This is a genomic window from Micromonospora sp. D93 (assembly GCF_018070365.1).
Classification (GTDB): Bacteria; Actinomycetota; Actinomycetes; order Mycobacteriales; family Micromonosporaceae; genus Micromonospora; species Micromonospora ureilytica.
The window spans coordinates 74799-92664 of record NZ_JAGPXW010000003.1 but is presented as its reverse complement, the minus strand read 5'-3'; the positions used below and the strand labels follow the sequence as shown (position 1 = coordinate 92664).

Below are 17866 nucleotides of genomic sequence, written 5' to 3'. Positions count from 1 at the left end.
CAGCCTGCCGCATCCGCCGCCGCGACGCCCTGTCAGCTGCCCGGGGTGTCGCCGGGACGGGTCTGTTCGGCCAGGAATCGTTCCAGTTCCGCGCCGAGTTCGTCGGCCGTGGGCAGCGGGCCGGCGTCCGGGGCGAGCAGGCTCTTCTCGCCTCGGCCCCGGGCGAACGCGTCGTACTGCTCCTCCAGGGCCTGGACCAGGGCCGCGGCGTCCTCGGTCTGCGCGACCTGCCGGTCGATCTCCACCCGGACCACCTCGGCGGCCGAGCGCAGCCCGTCGCCGGGCAGCAGCAGCCCGGTGCTGCGCGACACCGAGGTGAGCAGCACCTCGGCGGCGGCCGGGTACTCGGTCTGCGCCACGTAGTGCGGCACGTGGGCGGCGAAGCCCAGCGCGTCGCGGCCCTGCTCGCCGAGGCGGAACTCCAGCAGGTGACCGACGCTGCCGGGCACCTGGACGCGTTGCAGCCAGGGCTCGTAGCCGCCGATCAGCTCGGGGCGGGTGGCGTGCGCTGTCACCCCGGTCGGTCGGGTGTGCGGGACCGCCATCGGGATCGAGTTGAGGCCCACTGTGAGCCGGACGTCCAGCCGGGCGGCGAGCCCGGCGACGGCGGCCACGAAACGCTCCCACTGTAGGTCCGGTTCGGGGCCGGTGAGCAGCAGGAACGGGGTCTCGTCGTCGTCGTGCAGCAGGTGCAGCTCCAGCTTGGGCGCGTCGACGCTCTCCCAGTGGTCCTCGACGAAGGTCATCACCGGTCGTCGCGATCGGTAGTCGAAGAGCTGGTCGACGTCGAAGGTCGCGATCGGCCGACCCTCCAGCGAGGTGAGTAGCTGCTCACGCGCCAGTCGGCTGGCGTTTCCGGCGTCCACGAACCCGGTGAGGGCCTGGATCAGGACCGGCTGCCCGAGGTCGGGCAGATCGTCGGTGAGCTGGTAGAGCTCGTGTGGGTCGAGCACCGGTGCGGACCTCCCTGAAATGTGCCTGCGGGGTGCCTTCGCGACGGAGGGCACCCGTTCGGGCAACGTACCCGCCATCCTGGCGCATTCCTGCGCCGGGCGATCCGTTGGCCGGGTGGTGGGCATGACCGGACTAATCGCCTGTTCACGCCACCAGGCCGAGCCTCCTGGCCGATCAGCCGAGGGGCGGTTCGGCCCAAAGGCCGAGTTTGTCGATCATGTCAGACTCGACGGCCGGATGTCCGGCCCTGTCATGTGCCGTGCCGGTCCGCGTGCGGCGCCAGCTTCATCCGGTACGCGAGGTCCGTTCCCCGGGCGGGTCGACCCTCCCGGGGCGTCCACCAGTCCCTGTCGAATCTGTGTCGATCACCACGTGATCACCGTGCGTGATCAGGGTTTTCACCTGCCTAGCCTCGGTTGATGCGTGACGACGGCACTCTCGACGACCCGTACGCCCCGAGCAGGCCCACTGCCGATACGGAGGATGGCACCTCAACCGAACGGACAACCACCGCGAGTCGGCTCCGGGCGTACGCCCGGGACCTGACCGGTCGACGTCGGGCGCAGCTGGCGCTGGCCACCGGTGTGGTGTGCTGCCTCGGTCTGGCCGCCGTCGTCCAGGTTCGCAACGAGGACGCCGACGCGGCGACCCGGAGTGGATCGCTCTCCAGCTCCGAGTTGGCGCAGCGCGCCGAGCAACAGCGTGCCTCCCGTGGCTTCGACCGCACGGCTGCCCCGAGCACCTCCGCCGCTGCCCAGTCCGCTGCGGCGAGCCCCGCCGACCCGGACACCAGCGCGCCGGCCCGCAAGGCCGCCCCGGCGCGCCCGACCGACCCGGCACCCGTCGCAGGGCTGGACGACGACCAGATGGAGAACGCCGAGGCGATCGTCCGCGCCGGCCGCAAGATGGGGGTGCCGCGCCGTGGTCTGGTGATCGCGGTGGCCACCGCCATGCAGGAGAGCAATCTCTACAACGTGGCCAGCGGCGTGCTCCCCGAGTCGCAGGACTATCCGCACCAGGGCGTCGGCTGGGACCATGACTCGGTCGGGTTGTTCCAGCAGCGTTCCAGCAGCGGCTGGGGCCCGGTCGGGCGGCTGATGGACCCCGAGTTCGCCACCCGGCAGTTCCTCACCGCGCTGGAGCAGGTGCCCGGCTGGCAGCGGATGCGGCTCACCGACGCTGCTCAGGCGGTGCAGGTCTCCGCGTACCCCGAGCACTACCAGCAGCACGAGTGGCGGGCCACCCGGGTCGTTGACGCCATCGTGCCGGCGGGGCGGTAACCTACCGCCCACTATGGACAGTCAGGGTTGAGGCTGTCGCGTCCCGGGTACATGTGTTGCAGGTTCGGGGTACACATGACTACGGGATCATCGACAGGAGGACGTTATGTCACTGATGCAGCGGATCAGCGCGTTCCTGAAATCACCGAAGGGGCAGCAGTTGGTCGACCGGGGCCGGCGCGAGATGGCCAAGCCGGGCAACCAGCAGAAGCTGAAGGGGTTGGCGGCTCGACTGTCCAACCGCCGCCGCTGACCGCTCCATCGGCCGCCCTGTCCACCGTTTCCACCCCTGGGGAGACCTGGTGACCGACACCCCGCCCGCCGGCGGCCAGCCCGCCACCCCTACTCCGCAGCCGTCCGTCGACCTGCCAGCCGGGGCGGTGGACGCCCCCGAGGGTCCGCCGGCCCGGCTCTGGGACCGGATGCGGGACGACCCGCAGTACGCGCCGGAGCACCTTGCCCTGGAGGCGGTGCGCCGCCTCGGGCCGGAAGCCGTGCAGTGGGTCGGCCGTGCCCGGGCCGAGCAGCCCGAGGTTTCCGCCGACGCCCTCGCCGACCAGGCGGCCCGCAAGTTCGTCAACCTGGCCCGGCTGTCCGGCGCGGTCTCCGGCGTGGCCGGGCTGCCCGGCGCCGTGATCGACGTGGGCGTGCTGGCCTGGACCCAGGCGCGGATGGTGCTGCACATCGCCGCCGCGTACGACATCGACCCCCTGCACAGTGATCGCGCCACCGACCTGCTGGTGCTCCAGCGGGTGCACAAGGTCGCCGAGAGCGCCCGGCTGGCGCTCGGCGTGGCCGCCGGCCGGGAACGCGCCGACGCCCTCTTCGGCCTGGGCGGCGAGCGTCCGCTCGGTCGGGTCATGCTGCAACTCGGCATCCGGCTGGCCCAGATGGCCGGCGTCCGAGCCGCGAAACGAATGGTTGCCAAGATCGTCCCCGGTGCGGCCATCGTGCTCGGCACCTGGGCCAACTCCTCGGCCACAAAGGATCTCGCCCAGCGATCCCGGGCCCTCTACCGCTCCCGCGGCAGCGCCGTCCCGGAGCCGCGCCGGCCCTGACGGCCTGCCCGGGTCGTCAGTTGGCCAGGCCGGAGGAGCGCCAGGTCACCTCGGCGATCCGGCCCTGGCCGGTGGCGTTGGGGTGGAACCAGTCCAGCGGGTTGAGCAGGTCCAGGGTGAACCGGACCTTGTGCAACGCGCCGCCGTCGTGCCGGCACCGTGATCCGTACGCCCGGCAGGCCGCCTTCAACTCGACGTTGTACGCGTTGATCCGGTCCCGGACGGCGGCCCGGCGCGCCCGGTCGGCGGGCGCGGTCGACGTCGCCTCGGCCAGCAGGGCCGGGCAGATGCCCCGCCGCCACGCGCGGGTCGCCCGGGCGTCGTCGTGCCCGACCTCCCAGAGCCGGTACAGGTCGGGGATGCTCACCACCAGCACCCGGGCCTTCGGCCGGCCGGTCCGCAGGACCCGCAGCCCCCGGTCGACGTCGGCCCGGAACCGCGCCACCGGCGTCATCGCGTCCACCCCGCCCCGACAGACGTCGTTGGCGCCGATCAGCACTGTGACGTAGTCGGCGCGGTCGCGTACCGCCGCCTGGGCCTGACCCTCCAGGGCGTCCGCGCGGGCACCGGGACGGGCGTGGTTGTACGTCCGGTCGCGGATCGCCGGATTCTGTTCGAGCAGCCGCCGGTAGTGGCTCTGCACCCGAAGCCCGTCCCCTGTCGACCAGGAGTTGCGTTCGCAGGAGGTGAGCACCAGGCAGGAGGCGAAGCCGGTGCTGATCGAGTCGCCGAGGGCGGCGATGCCGCCGGGCCCGCTCGACGGCGCGGCGCTCGTGGTGGGGCGGGGTCTCGCGGAGTTGCCGCCCTCGCAGGCCAGCGCGACAAGCGCCGCGAGACAGGCCAGGGCGGCGACCCAGCGTCGAGGCATGACGTCTCCCGTTCCCGCAGCACAGAGCGACAGCGCGGTAACTCTATGCGCAGGACGGGGTTTGCCGGGAAGTTGCTGTCGGGTATGCGGCAGAGCGCCGACGCGAGAGCCGCAAGGGTGCTATAAGCCCCGCCAGGGCGCCGGCTGACCATGCAGCCACCAGTGCAACGCCCGGGTGATCCGGGGCAGCACCAGATAGGTCATCAGCGGGGTCAGGCAGAGCGTCATCAGCAGCACCCGGGCCGCCAGCGGCACCGCGTCGAGGAAGCGGCTCGTCAGCAGCGTGGCGGTCAGGCTCAGTGGGAAGAACGCCAGCCAGATGGTCACCGCCTGCTTCCACCGGGGCGGCGACGCGGGCGGAGCCGGCTCCACCGGGTCCACCGAGTGCTCCAGCGGCCTGTCGAACCAGCCCTCGATCCCGGTCCGCCGCTCGACCCGGGTGTGCTCGACGATGCCCTGCGCCGAGCTGAGCCACCAGTGCCGCTGCGGCGACTCCTCCCACCGGCGCAGCGTCTCGGCGTCGGCGAAGCGGTAGAGCATGTGCCACTCCGACGAACCGGGCCCGCTCTGCACCCAGCCGGCGCCGAGGAACCCGGGGAACGCCTCGGCCAGCGCGGTGCCGGCCCGCATCCAGGCCACCATCTCACTGGCCCGGCCGGGGTCGACGCGGCGGGCGATGGAGACGGTCACCGGCACGGCGAGGGTCATCGACATGCGCCCATCCTGCGGTCGACGGGGGCCGCGGCGCGAACGGATGTGCCGGAGCACACCGGCGCGTCCGGCGTGGAAGCGCGCAGTACCGGTTAACCCGGCCGATCGGGGGTAGGTCCCTGGGCATGACGAGATCGCAGCCCCGGCGCGCCCGTGGCACGGTCGGCCACGCGAACAGCGCGTTGAACCTCCGGCTCACCCTCGCCGGCTTCGGGCTGGTGATCATGGTGCTCTTCGCGGTGCTGGCGTTCTGGGCCGGCATCGCCTGGCTCGGCGTACTCTGCGCGATCTTCGCCGTGGTCGCCGTGGTCGACCTGGTCGTGATCCAGCGCCGCCGCGCCGCCCGCCGCCGCGAGGAGCCGGGCGTACGACACTCGTTGTTCGAGTGACAGGAGGACGAGATGCCCCACATCGCCACCACCAACCCCGCCACCGGACAGGTGCTCAAGACCTATGAGGCGATGTCCACCGAGCAACTCGACGACGCCATCGAGCGCACCGAACTCGCGTTCCAGCAGCTGCGGGGGACGACCGTCGACCAGCGCGCCCGGTGGATGAACGCCGCCGCCGACCTGCTGGACGCCGAGCGCGACGAGATCGCCCGGATCATGACCACGGAGATGGGCAAGACGTACGTTTCGGCGCAGGCCGAGGTGACCAAGTGCGCCACGGCAGCCCGCTTCTACGCCGACAAGGCCCCCGCGTTCCTCGCCGACGAACCGGCCGACGCGACCGCCGTGAAGGCGACCCGGGCGTTCGTCCGCTACCAGCCGATCGGCGTGGTGCTCGCGGTGATGCCGTGGAACTTCCCGCTCTGGCAGGTGATGCGCTTCGCCGCCCCGGCGCTGATGGCGGGCAACACCGGCCTGCTCAAGCACGCCTCGAACGTGCCGCAGACCGCGCTGCTGCTGGAGGACGTGTTCCGGCGAGCCGGCTTCCCCGAGGGGGCCTTCACCACAGTGCTTGTCGACTCGGAGGCCGTCGACCACATCCTCAGCGACCCCCGGGTACGCGCCGCGACACTCACCGGCAGCGAACCCGCCGGCCGGTCCATCGCGCAGATCGCCGGACGGGAGCTGAAGAAGACCGTCCTCGAACTCGGCGGCAGCGACCCCTTCGTGGTGATGCCCTCGGCCGACGTGGACCGGGCCGCCGAGGTGGCCACCACCGCCCGCTGCCAGAACAACGGCCAGTCCTGCATCGCCGCGAAGCGGTTCATCGTGCACACCGACGTGTTCGACGCCTTCGCCGAGAAGTTCGCCGCCAACATGGCCGCGCTGCGCGTCGGCGACCCGATGGACCCGAACACCGACGTCGGGCCGCTGGCCAGCGAGCGTGGCCGCGACGAGGTGCACGCCCAGGTCCGTGACGCGGTGGACAACGGCGCGACAGTCCTCTGCGGGGGCGAGCCGCCGACCGGCGACGGCTGGTTCTACCCACCGACAGTGGTCACCGACCTCACCCCGCAGATGCGGATGTGGTCCGAGGAGGTCTTCGGCCCGGTCGCCGGCCTGTTCCGGGTCTCGTCGTACGAGGAGGCCATCGAGGTCGCCAACGGCACCAGCTTCGGGCTCGGCTCGAACGCCTGGACCCGGGACCCGGCCGAGCAGGAGCGCTTCGCCACCGACCTGGACGCCGGCAACGTCTTCATCAACGGGATGACCACCTCCTACCCGGAGTTGCCGTTCGGCGGTGTGAAGAACTCCGGTTACGGGCGGGAGTTGTCGGCGCTGGGCATGCGCGAGTTCTGCAACACCAAGACGGTCTGGGTGGGCGAGGGCGCCGCCTCGGCCGGCGCCGGCGCACACGCCGAGTAGTTCGGGGCGCGGCACGCGTCAGCCGGTGCCGTCGTGGGTAGGAAGTGTGCCCATGACGTCGTTCGGGTTCCACGCCTCGCATGAGCAGATCGGTCCACGCGCCCTCCTGGAGGCGGTGATGCACGCCGAGCGGGCCGGCTTCGACGCCGCCATGTGCTCCGACCACTTCTCGCCGTGGAGCGCCCGGCAGGGCGAGTCCGGCTTCGCCTGGTCCTGGCTGGGCTCCGCGTTGCAGGCCACCGGCATGCCGTTCGGCGTGGTCAACGCGCCCGGTCAGCGATACCACCCGGCGATCATCGCGCAGGCGATCGGCACCCTCGGCGCGATGTACCCGGGCCGGTTCTGGGCGGCCCTGGGCACCGGCGAGGCCAGCAACGAGCACATCACCGGCGACGCGTGGCCGCGCAAGGACGTACGCACCGCCCGACTGCGCGAGTGCGTGGACGTGATCCGTGCCCTCCTCGCCGGCGAGGAGGTCAGCCACGACGGTCTGGTCCGGGTGGATCGCGCCCGGCTGTGGACCCGCCCCGAACAGCCGCCCGCGCTGGTCGGCGCCGCCGTCAGCGTGGCCACCGCCCGCTGGTGCGCCGAATGGGCGGACGGGCTGATCACCGTGAACGCCCCGGTGGCGCACCTGCGCGAGATGATCGACGCGTACCGGGACGCGGGCGGGCGCGGGCCGCTGCACCTTCAGGTGCACGTCTCCTGGGCGCCGGAGCAGGCGCAGGCCGAGGCGCTCGCGTACGACCAGTGGCGCAGCAACGTCTTCGCCCCGCCGGTCTGCTGGGACCTGGAGACCGTCGAACACTTCGACGCGGTCTCCGCCGACGTGCCGGCGCAGCGGATCGCCGAGGTGGTGAACGTATCGGCGGACCTGGGCCGCCACGTCGGCTGGCTGGAGGGGTACGCGCAGCTCGGCTTCGACCAGATCGCCCTGCACCACGTCGGGCAGGAGCAGCGCGGGTTCATCGACGCGTTCGGCGCGGAGGTGCTGCCGAAGCTGCGCCCGGGCGGCTGATCGAGACCGGACAGGCGTACCCCTAGGCTCGTACCCCATGGAAAGCCTGTTTCCGGTCGTCGTCTTCCTGGCGATCGCCACCCTGGGCGCCGCGTTGGCCCGCCGGCTCGGCCTGCTCGCCCCGATCGTCCTGGTCGTCCTCGGCCTGGCGCTGTCGTTCGTGCCGGGCTTCCCGCAGGTGGAACTCGACCCGGAGTTGGTGCTGGTCGGGATCCTGCCGCCGCTGCTCTACGTGGCCGCGCTGGAGACCTCGGTGCCGGCGTTCAAGAACAACATCCGGCCGATCCTGCTGCTCGCGGTCGGCCTGGTGTGGTTCACCGCGTTCGTGGTCGGGTTGGTGCTGCACCTGCTGTTGCCGCAGCTGCCGTTCGCGATCTGCCTGGCCCTCGGCGCTGTGGTCGCCCCGCCGGACGCCGTGGCCGCCACGGCCGTCGCCCGCCGGGTCGGGCTGCCTCGCCGGGTCGTCACCATCCTGGAGGGCGAGAGCCTGGTCAACGACGCGACCGCGCTGGTGCTGCTGCGCGTCGCGACGATGGCCACCGTCGGCTCGGCCGTCGGCACCACCGAGGTCGCCATCGAGGTGCTGCGGGCCACCGGGGGCGGCATCCTGATCGGTGCGCTCGGGGCGCTGGTGTTCGGCTTCCTGCACCGGCGGATCACCGACCCGCTGCTGGACAACGCGCTGTCGCTGATCATCCCGTTCGCTGTGGTGTTCACCGCCGAGCACCTGCACGCCTCCGGTGTGGTCGCGGTGGTCGTCACCGGTCTGGTGCTCGGGCACAAGCTGCCCCAACTGCTGTCGGCGGCGTCCCGGTTGCAGACCGGCGCGTTCTGGCGGCTGGTCCGTTTCCTGCTGGAGGGCCTGGTCTTCCTGCTGGTCGGGCTCCAACTGCGGGAGGTGCTGCGCGACCTCGACGAGCCGATCGGCTCGCTCACACTGATCACCTTCGCGGTGCTCGCCACCGTCTTCCTGACCCGGTTCGTCTGGCTCTTCCCGGCCACCTACCTGGCCCGGTTGGTGCCCCGGGTCCGCCGTCGTGACGCCCGACCGTCACCGAAAATCCCGATCATCATCGGCTGGGCCGGCATGCGGGGCGTGGTGACCCTGGCCGCCGCGCTGGCCCTGCCGCTGACCCTGGCCGGCGACGAGCCGTACCCCAGGGCCCTGTTCATCTGGCTGGCCTTCGCCGTGATCGTTTTCACCCTGGTCGGCCAGGGCGCCACCCTGCCGCTGGTCGCCCGCCGGTTGAAGCTGCCGCAGGACGACCCGGTGCAGGACGCGCTCTCCGCAGCCGCGGTGCAGCAGCAGGCCAGCAAGGCCGCCCAGGGCCGCCTCGACGAGTTGGCCGACAGCGCACCCGATGCGGTGGTGGCCCGGCTGCGCCGAGCGGTGGAGGACCGCACCAACATGGCGTGGGAACGGCTCGGCGGCACCGAGCGGGAGACCCCGTCGCAGGCGTACGGTCGGCTGCGACAGGAGATGATCGACGCCGAGCGGGAGGTGTTCCGGGCTGCCCGGGACTCCGCTCGGATCCCGGAGGAGGTGCTGGTGCGGGCCTACCGTGACCTGGACCTGGAAGAGTCGTTGCTGCGAGAGGTTGAGAAGTGAGCTGTCAGCACCTGACCGAGGCCGGTGCCGCCGAGCCACGCACCCCCGACGAGTGCGCGGACTGCGTCGCCGACGGCGACACCTACTGGGTGCACCTGCGCACCTGCCTGAGCTGCGGGCAGGTCGGCTGCTGTGACTCGTCGCCGAACCAGCACGCCAGCAAGCACTTCGCGTCCACCGGCCACCCGGTGATCCGCTCGGCCCAGCCGGGCGAAGCCTGGCGCTGGTGCTTCGTCGACGAGGAGATCGGCTGACGGTCGCCTGAGGTCGGGTCGGCGCGCCGGGGCGCTGTGGCTTCCCGGGGCCCGGCTCAGTGGCTGATGCCGTCCACGAGACGTTCGGTGGCGAGGCAGGAGACGAGGCAGCGTTCCTTCGCGTCACCGCTCAGCCGGGCGGTCCAGTCGGTGAGGCCACCGTCGCCGATCTCCAGGCCACCGCCCAGGACGGTGATCCGCAGGGCGCACCCCGTGTAGTAGCCGCGACCGCGGGACCTCTCCGGCTCGTCCACGAGTGGCACCGCGCCTCCGTCGAGCGCCGGGCGGACGGTGTCGGCCAGCCGCTCCCGGACGGCCTCATCGTCGAAGGTCGTGACGTGCAGCTGAGGCGCGGCGGCCGGTGCCAGCTCGGCGAGGACGGTCCGCCAGTAGGTGAGGTGACGGACCAGCAGCCGGGCCTGCGTGCCGCCCGAGCCGGTGTCCCGGGCGCTGGACACCAGGGCGAAGAGCCGGAAGTGCGCCGACGCGTCGCCGCCGAAGTCCTGCGCCCGCAGCACCCGATGGGCGGCGGCCAGGTGCACCTCGCCCTGTCGGCGGCGACGCAAGGCCGCCTCGACGGCGAGGGCGTTCGTGGGATCGCTCAGCACCTCGCCGGCGCGCATCGTGGTGACGATCCTGTTCTGGCTGACCGGTGCGACCGTCGAGCAGGTGCCGACCGGTACGACCGGCGACAGCTCCACTCCGGCGACGTCGGCGGGCAGCAGTTGCCACATCCGGGCCTCCACCTGAGCGAGCACGCGCGGATCGGTACGGGCCGGGCGGACGAAACGGTCCTCGCGCCAGCGGCGTAGCACCTCGGACGGGCGGATGGTCGCCGCTCGGTCGCGGGCCACGCTCAACAGCAGACTGCGCAGGTCCGCGCCGGACAGCCCGGCAAGCGCGGTCCGCGTCCCCGTCGGCATCGCCGCCCACACCCGACGCTCCGCGCCGGCCAGTTCGCCGCCATCCATGGCATCACCATGGCTCACCCGGAGCGTCGGATCCACCGAGATTGGTAGCGAGCGGTGAATCGTCTACGGCATCAGCTCGAAAGCACCACCAGGAGACGGATCGCCGGCCCGCCGTATCGGTCATCAGCTGTCGTCCGGCGGGAACTCGGGGCCGCACAATCGGGATGATCGCCATCTATGATCCACCGACATCGCGACGGTGACGGGGGATGCGACGTGATCAAGGCGATCTTCTTCGATGTTGGTGGGACGATTCTCGACGAGTCTCACGAGTTCGCCGCCTGGGCCGACTGGCTCGGCGTGCCGCGGCACACGTTCTCGGCGGTCTTCGGCGCGGTGATCGCCCGGGGTCTGGACTATCAGGAGACGTTCCGGGTCTTCCGGCCCGATTTCGATCTCACGGTCGAGCTGGAACGTCGGGCGGCTGCCGGCCAGCCGGAGTCGTTCAGCGAGGAGGATCTCTACCCGGACGCGCAGGGATGCCTGGAGTCCTTGAAGGACCAGGGTCTGTTCGTGGGCCTGGCCGGCAACCAGCCGGCTCATGCGGAGGCGACCCTGCGCGCGCTCGACCTCCCCGTGGACGTCATCGGCACGTCACACGGTTGGGGCGTCGCGAAGCCGGCACCGGCGTTCTTCGACCGGGTCGTCGACGCGGGCGGTGGTGTCGCGTCATCGATCCTCTACGTCGGCGACCGGCCCGACAACGACGTACGCCCAGCCCTGGAGGCCGGCATGAAGACGTGCCTGATCCGGCGTGGTCCGTGGGGGCACATCCTCGACCCCTCGACCGTGGCCGAGCGGTGCCTGTTCCGGATCGACTCGCTGGACGAACTCCCCGGCCTGGTCGCGAAGCACAACGCGGCCGGTGGTTGACCCACCGGCCGCGTGATCGTGCGGTCCTGGTGGCCGCCTTCCCCGGGCGGCCACCAGGACCGGGCTCAGCTCAGCGAGCAGGCCGCTCCGTTGACGGTGACCAGGCCGGGGCTCGGGTTGGCGCCCCCGCCTGTCGTCGCGTTGAAGCCGAACGTCACAGTGCCGCCGGGTGCGATCTTGGCGTTGTACGACTCGTTGCGGGCGGTCACCGTCGCGCCGGACTGGGCGACCTTCGCCAGCCACGCCTCGCGTACCCGCTGGTCACCGGTGAACGCGAAGCGCACGCTCCAGCCGTTGACGGTCGCGGTACCCGTGTTCTGGATGGTCAGCTGCCCGGTGAACCCGGTGCCGCCCTGCCAGGCGCCGTAGTTGGTGTAGCGCGCAGTGCAGGTGGTGGCCGGCACCGCCCCGGCGTCACCCTGGTCGGCCAGGAACGAGGAGATCCAGGCCAGCGCCGAGTTCCAGTTGATCGCCACCTCGTTCGTCGAGTACGAGTTGATGTCGTCGACGTAGCAGAACATCGGCTCGCAGCCGGCGAGCAGTTGCGCCACGAACGGGTCCTGGAGTGCCGCGTTCGGGCCACCGGCGAGGGAGCCGGCGGGCGGTCGGGGCAGGTTCGGGTCGAGCTGGTGGCCGAAGATCCGGCTGTGCTGGTTCTGCGCTGCGTGCTCTCCCCACCCGGTGACGTAGGAGATGTTCAGGGCGTTGCGACCGAGGACGTAGTCCATGGCCTGTACGGCGCCGTCGCGGTAGGCCGGGTTGCGGGTCAGGTCGAAGGCGGTGGCCAGCACCACGGCGTTGTTGATGACGTTGCTGTTGCCGCCCCAGAAGTAGCTGTTGGCGTCGCCGGGCATCGGCAGCCCGTACGCCTGCCGGCGCAGCTCGGCGAGGTACGTGTCGGCGGCGGCGGTGACCGAGGAGCGGACCCGGGCCAGATCGGCGGCGGGCAGCCCGTTCGGCACGGTGGCCAGGTCGAGGCGGCCCAGCGCGGCCACGCTCTGCCAGCCGAAGCCCCGTGCGTCGAACACGTTTCCGGTGTGGTGACTTGAGGCGGTCAGATCGGCCAGGTAGTTCTGCGCCCCGGTGGTCAGGTACAGCTCGGACGCCGCCCAGTAGAACTCGTCGGTGACGTTGCTGTCGTCGTACGCGCCGCCGCCGGTGCCGTCGGTCGGGCTGGCGTACAGCACGGGGTGGGTCTTGGCCGCGGCGTAGGCCGTCTTCGCGGCAGTGCCGCAACGGGTCGCGAACGCCGCGTCGTAGGGGGCGAAGAGTCGGGCGCACTGGGCGGCGGTGGCGGCGAGGTTGAGGGTGGCCGCGGTCGAGGGCGGGTGCAGCTCGCGCGGCTGCGGGTCGTCCTGCGGAGCGAGGGGCAGCCCGGTCCAGTTCTGGTCGTGGATCTTGTGGTGGACCATGCCGGCGAGCGGCTTGCCGGCGGGCACCTGCATGCGCAGCAGGAACTCCAGCTCCCAGCGGGCCTCGTCCAGGATGTCCGGCACCCCGTTGTCGCGCTCGGGCACCCGCAGCGTGCCGTCGGCGAGTTCCGCGCCGCCGTTGGCGGTGGCCGCCGTCCTGGTCCGCTCGAAGGTGTTCAACAGCTGGTAGGTGGCGATGCCGCCGTTGACCACGTACTTGCCGTGGTCGCCAGCGTCGTACCAGCCGCCGCGCACGTCGAGGGAGTAGTCGCAGACACCCGGCTGGCAGGGCACGTTGGTGTCGCCCTTGTTGGGTGCGACGCCGAGGTGGCCGGCGGGTCGGGCGTACTCGTCGCCGATCAGGTCACCGTCGATGGCGATGCCGCTGCGCTGGGCGTAGAAGAACTGCAACGAGTCGGAGCGCAACTGGTCGTAGATGGCGCCGGAGATGTCGAACGGGTGGCTGGTCTCGCCGTCCACGGTGAGCGTGAGCCCGGTGCCGGGGGTGCGGTAGCCGGAGAAGTCGACAGTCTGCACGTTCTGCCCGGAGGCGGCGTCGACACCGCGAGCGGTGGTGGTGCCACTGGCCACGACGGCGCCGGCGGCGCTGCGCAGCTGCCAGGGCAGCTGCTCGGTGGCCTCGGTGACGACCGTGGCGTTCTTCGGGCCGCCGGGAAGGTAGCCGACCTGGTTGACGCGCACCCGTGGCCCGGTGTCCGGCTCGTACGGCTCGGGTGGCTCGCCGCCGCGCAGCGAGACGTCGTCCAGGCAGATGGTCTGTGCCTGGGCCGAACCGCCGACCTGGAAGATCAGTTGGGCGTTGGGGTTGTCGTCAGGCACGGTGAAGGTCTGCTCGACCCGCTGGAGTGTGCCGGTCGCGGTGGCGTCCACTGCCGCGTACGTGGTGTACGGGGCGCTGCCGAGCTGCAAGACGGCCTTGACCGCGGCGCCGGGGGTGGCGGAGACCGCGAAGCCGAGGGTGTATTCGGCGCCGGCGATCAGCGGCACGCCGTCCTGGCCGATGCCGGCGTCCCACGGGTTGGCCAGCCCGCCTGCGACTGTGGTGCAGAGCTGGCCGTCGGTGACCGCCAGCGCGCCGGTGCCGAAGGAGAACCAGGGGCTCACCCCGGCGCTGAAGTCGCCGTTGTCGATCTGCTCGGGGGCGTCCGGTGGTGGGTCGGCGTGGGCCGCGCCGGCGCCCGCGCCGGTGAGGGCCAGAGTGGTCGCCGCAGCCAACAGGAGGCGGCGTCGGGATGACGTCACGGGGAGTCCTTCCGGGACGGGAGGTGGGACGGTGGTGGCGGGGAGATCCTGGGAGCGCTCCCAGGTATCGGCTCGATGTTTCCAGTGCCGGTGCGTCATGTCAATTGATCTGATTGGATGGGTTCTGGCGTCCGACGAGGGCGGTCAGCGCCGCGGGCGTCCCGGGACGCGCCGCCACCCGAACGTGAGATTGGCCGCGCCACGCGCCGTCGTCCTGATCTCCTAGAGACAACTGCGCCCTTCGCCTGGCAGGCTGCCTCCCATGACCCTGAAGCTGCGTTCCGTGGGAACGAGCGACCGTGGGCTGATCCGCAGCGGAAACCAGGACGCCCTGCACGCCGGCACCTGGCTCGTCGCCGTCGCCGACGGCATGGGCGGGATGGCCGCCGGCGACCTGGCCAGCGCCCTCACCATCGACGCGGTCACCCCGCTGGACGTGGAGACACCCGAGGACGCCCTGGTGGCCGCGCTCGAGGGTGGCATCGCGCTGGCCACCTCCCGGATCCGACAGGCGGTCGCCGAGGATCCCGAGCGCCAGGGCATGGGCACCACGCTGACCGCCCTGCTCTTCGCCCGTACCGGCAGCTGCCTGGCCCTCGCGCACGTCGGCGACTCCCGGGCCTACCTGTTCCGCGAGGGCGTGCTCAAGCAGATCACCCGGGACGACACGTTCGTCCAGATGTTGGTGGATCAGGGCGTGATCACCGCGGATCAGGCCAGCAGCCACCCGCGCCGCGCCGTGGTCACCCAGGCGCTGCAGGGCGACGAGGTCTCCCCGTCGTACGCGACGATGGTGCCCCGGGCCGGCGACCGGTGGCTGCTGTGCAGCGACGGCCTCTCCAACGTGGTCCGCCCGGACACCCTCACCGAGGTGCTCATCGGCCATCCGGACCGGGGCGCCTGCGCCGGCAAGCTGATCGACCTGGCCCTGCGCGCCGGCGCGCCGGACAACGTCACAGTCGTGGTGGCCGACGTCGTCGAGGAGTAGGCCGGCGCTCAGCGCCGGCGTGGCGTGGCGTGCCGGGTGGGTGTCGCCGTTCCCGGATCCTCCGGCCACGGGTGCCGGGGATAGCGCCCGCGCAACTCGGAGCGGACCTGCGGATAGCCGGTACGCCAGAACGACGCCAGGTCGGCGGTGACCGCCACCGGCCGGCCGGCGGGGGAGAGTAGGTGCAGCAGCACCGGCACCCGACCGTCGGCGATGCGGGGGGCCGCCGGCCAGCCGAACGTCTCCTGGAGCTTCACGGCGAGCACCGGCGCGGCCGGGTCGCTGTAGTCCAACCGGATCCGAGAACCGCTCGGCACCTCGATCCGCTCCGGGGCCAGCTCGTCGAGGCGGGCGGCCTGCGCCCAGGGCAGCAGCCGACGCAGCGCCGACGACACGTCCACTCTCGCCAGGTCGGCCCGGCGTCGCGCGGCGGCCAGCTCCGGGCCCAACCAGCTCGGCGCGGCGTCGAGCAACGAGTCGTCGTCGACCTGCGGCCACGGATCACCAATGTGGTGCCGGAGGAACGCGAGCCGCTCGCGCAGCGCCCGCGCAGCCGGCGTCCAGGGCAGCAGCCCCAGCCCGTCCTGACGCAGGCCGGTCAGCAACGCGGCGGCCACCTCCGCCCGGTCCGGCCGGTCCAGCCGCCGCTGGACCAACTCGATCGCGCCAAGCCGGGTCACCTCCCGGGCCACCACGTCCCCATCGGACCAGCCGACCTCGCGGGCCGTGCGCAGCAACGGACCGGCCGCCTCCCGGGCCGTCGCCTCGTCCACGGGGGAGGCGCGGCGGATGCGGGCCGACGGCGCGCCGGGGGTGCGGTCCGCGACGGCCACCGCCAGCCAGTCGGACCCGACCAGCCCCGAGCCGGCCGCCAGCTCCGCGGCGGTCCCGCCGGTCATCAGGTACGCCGAACCGCCCGGCCGCCGTACGCGGGCCAACCGCTCCGGGTACGCCAGACCGACGAGCAACCCGGCGGCGAGATCGTCGCTCAGCCCACCCGAGCCGGCGCGGCCGGTGGCATCGGCGCGGCCCTTCGACGGGGGGCCGGTCGGCAGCGCGGCGCGCAGCCGGCGTACCTCGGTGCGCCAGCGGGCTGTCGCGCCCGCGTCGACACCGGTGCGCAGCCGACGCCAACCGGCGACCAGATCGTCACCGGGGCCGGCCGCGCTCTCCTCGGCGAGCAGGGCGACCACCTCGGCGGCGCGGTCGGCGCCGACCCGACCGGCGCCGTCGAGCAGCGCCCGGGCCAACCGTGGGTGCGCCCCGGCGGCGGCGATCGAACGCCCCCGCGCCGTGATCCGACCGGCGGCGTCGACCGCGCCCAGGGTCTCCAGGGTCTCCCGGGCCACGGTCATCGCGGCGGCCGGCGGCGCGTCGGGCAACGCGAGGCCGACGCCGTCCGGTCGGCCCCAGGCGGCCAGTTCCAGCGCGAAACCGGTCAGGTCGGCGGTGGCGATCTCCGGCTCGGCGCGGGCGGGCAGCCGCTCATGGGTCGCCGCCGACCAGCAGCGGTAGACGTACCCGGGGGCCTCCCGGCCGGCCCGTCCGGCCCGCTGGGTGGCGGCGGCGCGGGAGACCGGCACGGTGACCAGCGCGCCCAGCCCGCGGGCCAGGTCGATCCGGGGCACCCGGGAGAGCCCGGCGTCCACCACGATCCGCACGCCCGGGACGGTCAGACTGGTCTCGGCCAACGCGGTGGCCAGCACGACCCGCCGCCGGTCCGCACGCCGCAGGGCGGCGTCCTGCTCGGCGCCGCGTTGACGGCCGTGCAGCGGCAGCAGCGCGACCACGTCCCGCAGGTCGCTCAGGCGGCCGGTGACCCCCGCGATCTCGCCGGCCCCGGGCAGGAAGACGAGCACGTCGCCGTCGTGCTCGCGTAGCGCCCGCCGGACGGTGGCGGCCACGTGGTCGAGCAGGGCCCGGTCCACCGGCCCGGCCCCGGGCGGGGCGATGGGGCGTGCCGGGGGCACCCAGATCCGCTGCACCGGATGCAACGCCGAGTCGGCCCGTACCACCGGGGCCGGGGTGGACCCGCCAAGCAGCGCGGCGAACCGGTCGGTGTCCGGGGTCGCCGACATCGCCAGCAACCACAGGTCCGGCCGGAGGGTGGCGCGCGCCTCCACGGTGAAGGCCAGCGCGAGGTCGGCGTCGAGTTGACGTTCGTGGCACTCGTCGAGCAGCACGGCGCCCGTGCCGGGCAGCTCCGGGTCGTGGTGCAGCCGTCGGACCAGCAGGCCGGTGGTGACCACCTCGATCCGGGTGGCCGGGCCCACCTTGCGCTCGCCGCGCACCGCGTAGCCGACCCGCTCACCGACCCGCTCACCGAGCAGCTCGGCCATTCGCCGGGCAGCGGCACGAGCCGCCACCCGGCGGGGTTGGGCGATCACCACCCGACCGGTCACCCGGTCGGCCACGGCCAGCGGCGCGAGGGTGGTCTTGCCGGTGCCCGGCGGGGCCACCAGCACACCGGCGCCGGCCGCGTCGAGTGCCGCGACCAGCGCCGGCAGCACCGGACGGACCGGCAGGTCAAGTGTTACGTCGGAGAGCACGGCCCAGTCTCGCACCGGCGCGGGCGAGTCACGAGCGACGGACCTCGCCGACGCCGAGCACGAAGGCACGCCAGGTCGCCGCACCGAAGGCGAGCACCGGCCCGGAGCGGTCCTTGCTGTCCCGGACGGCGACCTGACCGTCGACTGTCGCGACCTCCACGCAGTTGCCGTTGCCGCTGCTGCGCGTGCTGGTGCGCCAGTCCGCTCGGGTCAGGTCGTACGCCGTCATCCGCGGTGCCTC

The 17866-nt window shown here is 72.7% G+C and carries 17 protein-coding genes; 10 read left to right on the top strand and 7 right to left on the bottom strand.

Annotated features, from left to right (window positions below; translation table 11 throughout):
* Positions 1 to 32: 32 nt before the first annotated feature.
* Complete coding sequence (locus KBX71_RS04880) at positions 33 to 953, bottom strand: proteasome assembly chaperone family protein (protein ID WP_124820583.1); 921 nt, start codon at positions 951 to 953, stop codon at positions 33 to 35.
* Positions 954 to 1373: 420 nt separating this feature from the next.
* On the opposite strand from KBX71_RS04880, the gene KBX71_RS04875 reads away from it, so the two are divergent.
* The 3 genes from KBX71_RS04875 (at position 1374) to KBX71_RS04865 (ending at position 3292) form a co-directional block, all read left to right on the top strand.
* Positions 1374 to 2234 (top strand): peptidase M23, encoded by an 861-nt coding sequence (locus KBX71_RS04875; protein ID WP_210816741.1) that lies wholly within the window; start codon positions 1374 to 1376, stop codon positions 2232 to 2234.
* Positions 2235 to 2340: 106 nt separating this feature from the next.
* Positions 2341 to 2487, top strand: coding sequence for a hypothetical protein (locus KBX71_RS04870; protein ID WP_167493040.1), 147 nt, complete (start codon positions 2341 to 2343; stop codon positions 2485 to 2487).
* A 49-nt stretch (positions 2488 to 2536) separates the two neighbouring features.
* A complete protein-coding gene (locus KBX71_RS04865; RefSeq protein WP_210816740.1) occupies positions 2537 to 3292 on the top strand; it encodes an EcsC family protein in 756 nt (251 codons plus the stop codon).
* A gap of 16 nt (positions 3293 to 3308) precedes the next feature.
* Here the strand turns inward: KBX71_RS04865 and KBX71_RS04860 are convergent, their stop codons facing one another.
* Together KBX71_RS04860 and KBX71_RS04855 are read right to left on the bottom strand one after the other, a co-directional pair.
* The gene (locus KBX71_RS04860; protein WP_210816739.1) at positions 3309 to 4160 is read right to left on the bottom strand and encodes a GDSL-type esterase/lipase family protein; all 852 of its coding nucleotides are present in this window, start codon (positions 4158 to 4160) and stop codon (positions 3309 to 3311) included.
* Positions 4161 to 4280: 120 nt separating this feature from the next.
* Positions 4281 to 4874 carry an antibiotic biosynthesis monooxygenase gene (locus KBX71_RS04855; protein WP_210816738.1) on the bottom strand — a complete coding sequence of 198 codons (594 nt, stop codon included), beginning with the start codon at positions 4872 to 4874 and terminating at the stop codon, positions 4281 to 4283.
* Between the two features lie 122 nt (positions 4875 to 4996).
* Here KBX71_RS04855 and KBX71_RS04850 point away from each other — a divergent pair, with 122 nt between their 5' ends.
* Genes KBX71_RS04850 through KBX71_RS04830 form a run of 5 tightly spaced genes read left to right on the top strand, consistent with a single transcriptional unit; the run spans position 4997 to position 9569 of the window.
* Positions 4997 to 5260, top strand: coding sequence for a DUF6343 family protein (locus tag KBX71_RS04850; RefSeq protein ID WP_210816737.1), 264 nt, complete (start codon positions 4997 to 4999; stop codon positions 5258 to 5260).
* Between the two features lie 12 nt (positions 5261 to 5272).
* Positions 5273 to 6688: an NADP-dependent succinic semialdehyde dehydrogenase gene (locus KBX71_RS04845; protein ID WP_210816736.1), complete on the top strand. Its 1416-nt coding sequence runs from the start codon at positions 5273 to 5275 to the stop codon at positions 6686 to 6688.
* 52 nt (positions 6689 to 6740) lie between these two features.
* The gene (locus KBX71_RS04840; protein ID WP_210816735.1) at positions 6741 to 7706 is read left to right on the top strand and encodes a TIGR03885 family FMN-dependent LLM class oxidoreductase; all 966 of its coding nucleotides are present in this window, start codon (positions 6741 to 6743) and stop codon (positions 7704 to 7706) included.
* Positions 7707 to 7743: 37 nt separating this feature from the next.
* The gene (locus tag KBX71_RS04835; RefSeq protein WP_210816734.1) at positions 7744 to 9315 is read left to right on the top strand and encodes a Na+/H+ antiporter; all 1572 of its coding nucleotides are present in this window, start codon (positions 7744 to 7746) and stop codon (positions 9313 to 9315) included.
* On the top strand, positions 9312 to 9569 hold the full coding sequence (locus KBX71_RS04830) for a UBP-type zinc finger domain-containing protein (protein WP_124820593.1): 258 nt from the start codon (positions 9312 to 9314) through the stop codon (positions 9567 to 9569). Before KBX71_RS04835 ends, KBX71_RS04830 begins: the two co-directional genes overlap by 4 nt.
* Positions 9570 to 9625: 56 nt before the next feature.
* On the opposite strand, the gene KBX71_RS04825 is transcribed toward KBX71_RS04830, so the two are convergent.
* Positions 9626 to 10540, bottom strand: a complete 915-nt coding sequence (locus tag KBX71_RS04825) for a hypothetical protein (protein WP_210816733.1) — start codon at positions 10538 to 10540, stop codon at positions 9626 to 9628.
* A 216-nt stretch (positions 10541 to 10756) separates the two neighbouring features.
* Here KBX71_RS04825 and KBX71_RS04820 point away from each other — a divergent pair, with 216 nt between their 5' ends.
* Positions 10757 to 11413: an HAD family hydrolase gene (locus KBX71_RS04820; protein ID WP_210816732.1), complete on the top strand. Its 657-nt coding sequence runs from the start codon at positions 10757 to 10759 to the stop codon at positions 11411 to 11413.
* Positions 11414 to 11478: 65 nt separating this feature from the next.
* Here KBX71_RS04820 and KBX71_RS04815 read toward each other — a convergent pair whose 3' ends face one another.
* Entirely contained in the window at positions 11479 to 14088 is a 2610-nt protein-coding gene (locus tag KBX71_RS04815) for a glycoside hydrolase family 9 protein (RefSeq protein ID WP_210816731.1), read from the bottom strand.
* 262 nt (positions 14089 to 14350) lie between these two features.
* Here KBX71_RS04815 and KBX71_RS04810 point away from each other — a divergent pair, with 262 nt between their 5' ends.
* Entirely contained in the window at positions 14351 to 15076 is a 726-nt protein-coding gene (locus tag KBX71_RS04810; protein ID WP_210816730.1) for a PP2C family serine/threonine-protein phosphatase, read from the top strand.
* Positions 15077 to 15084: 8 nt separating this feature from the next.
* Here KBX71_RS04810 and hrpB read toward each other — a convergent pair whose 3' ends face one another.
* Together hrpB and KBX71_RS04800 are read right to left on the bottom strand one after the other, a co-directional pair.
* Complete coding sequence (hrpB, locus tag KBX71_RS04805; protein WP_210816729.1) at positions 15085 to 17625, bottom strand: ATP-dependent helicase HrpB; 2541 nt, start codon at positions 17623 to 17625, stop codon at positions 15085 to 15087.
* A gap of 28 nt (positions 17626 to 17653) precedes the next feature.
* Positions 17654 to 17854 carry a DUF397 domain-containing protein gene (locus KBX71_RS04800; RefSeq protein WP_124823277.1) on the bottom strand — a complete coding sequence of 67 codons (201 nt, stop codon included), beginning with the start codon at positions 17852 to 17854 and terminating at the stop codon, positions 17654 to 17656.
* Positions 17855 to 17866 lie beyond the last annotated feature (12 nt).

Bases quoted from the DNA above. Each gene is read 5' to 3' on its own strand.
- KBX71_RS04810 (WP_210816730.1), top strand. From the start codon at position 14,351: ATGACCCTGAAGCTGCGTTCCGTGGGAACGAGCGACCGTGGGCTGATC.
- KBX71_RS04875 (WP_210816741.1), top strand. From the start codon at position 1,374: ATGCGTGACGACGGCACTCTCGACGACCCGTACGCCCCGAGCAGGCCC.
- KBX71_RS04835 (WP_210816734.1), top strand. From the start codon at position 7,744: ATGGAAAGCCTGTTTCCGGTCGTCGTCTTCCTGGCGATCGCCACCCTG.
- KBX71_RS04845 (WP_210816736.1), top strand. From the start codon at position 5,273: ATGCCCCACATCGCCACCACCAACCCCGCCACCGGACAGGTGCTCAAG.
- KBX71_RS04870 (WP_167493040.1), top strand. From the start codon at position 2,341: ATGTCACTGATGCAGCGGATCAGCGCGTTCCTGAAATCACCGAAGGGG.
- KBX71_RS04850 (WP_210816737.1), top strand. From the start codon at position 4,997: ATGACGAGATCGCAGCCCCGGCGCGCCCGTGGCACGGTCGGCCACGCG.
- KBX71_RS04840 (WP_210816735.1), top strand. From the start codon at position 6,741: ATGACGTCGTTCGGGTTCCACGCCTCGCATGAGCAGATCGGTCCACGC.
- KBX71_RS04860 (WP_210816739.1), bottom strand. From the start codon at position 4,160: ATGCCTCGACGCTGGGTCGCCGCCCTGGCCTGTCTCGCGGCGCTTGTC.
- KBX71_RS04825 (WP_210816733.1), bottom strand. From the start codon at position 10,540: ATGGATGGCGGCGAACTGGCCGGCGCGGAGCGTCGGGTGTGGGCGGCG.
- KBX71_RS04800 (WP_124823277.1), bottom strand. From the start codon at position 17,854: ATGACGGCGTACGACCTGACCCGAGCGGACTGGCGCACCAGCACGCGC.
- KBX71_RS04855 (WP_210816738.1), bottom strand. From the start codon at position 4,874: ATGTCGATGACCCTCGCCGTGCCGGTGACCGTCTCCATCGCCCGCCGC.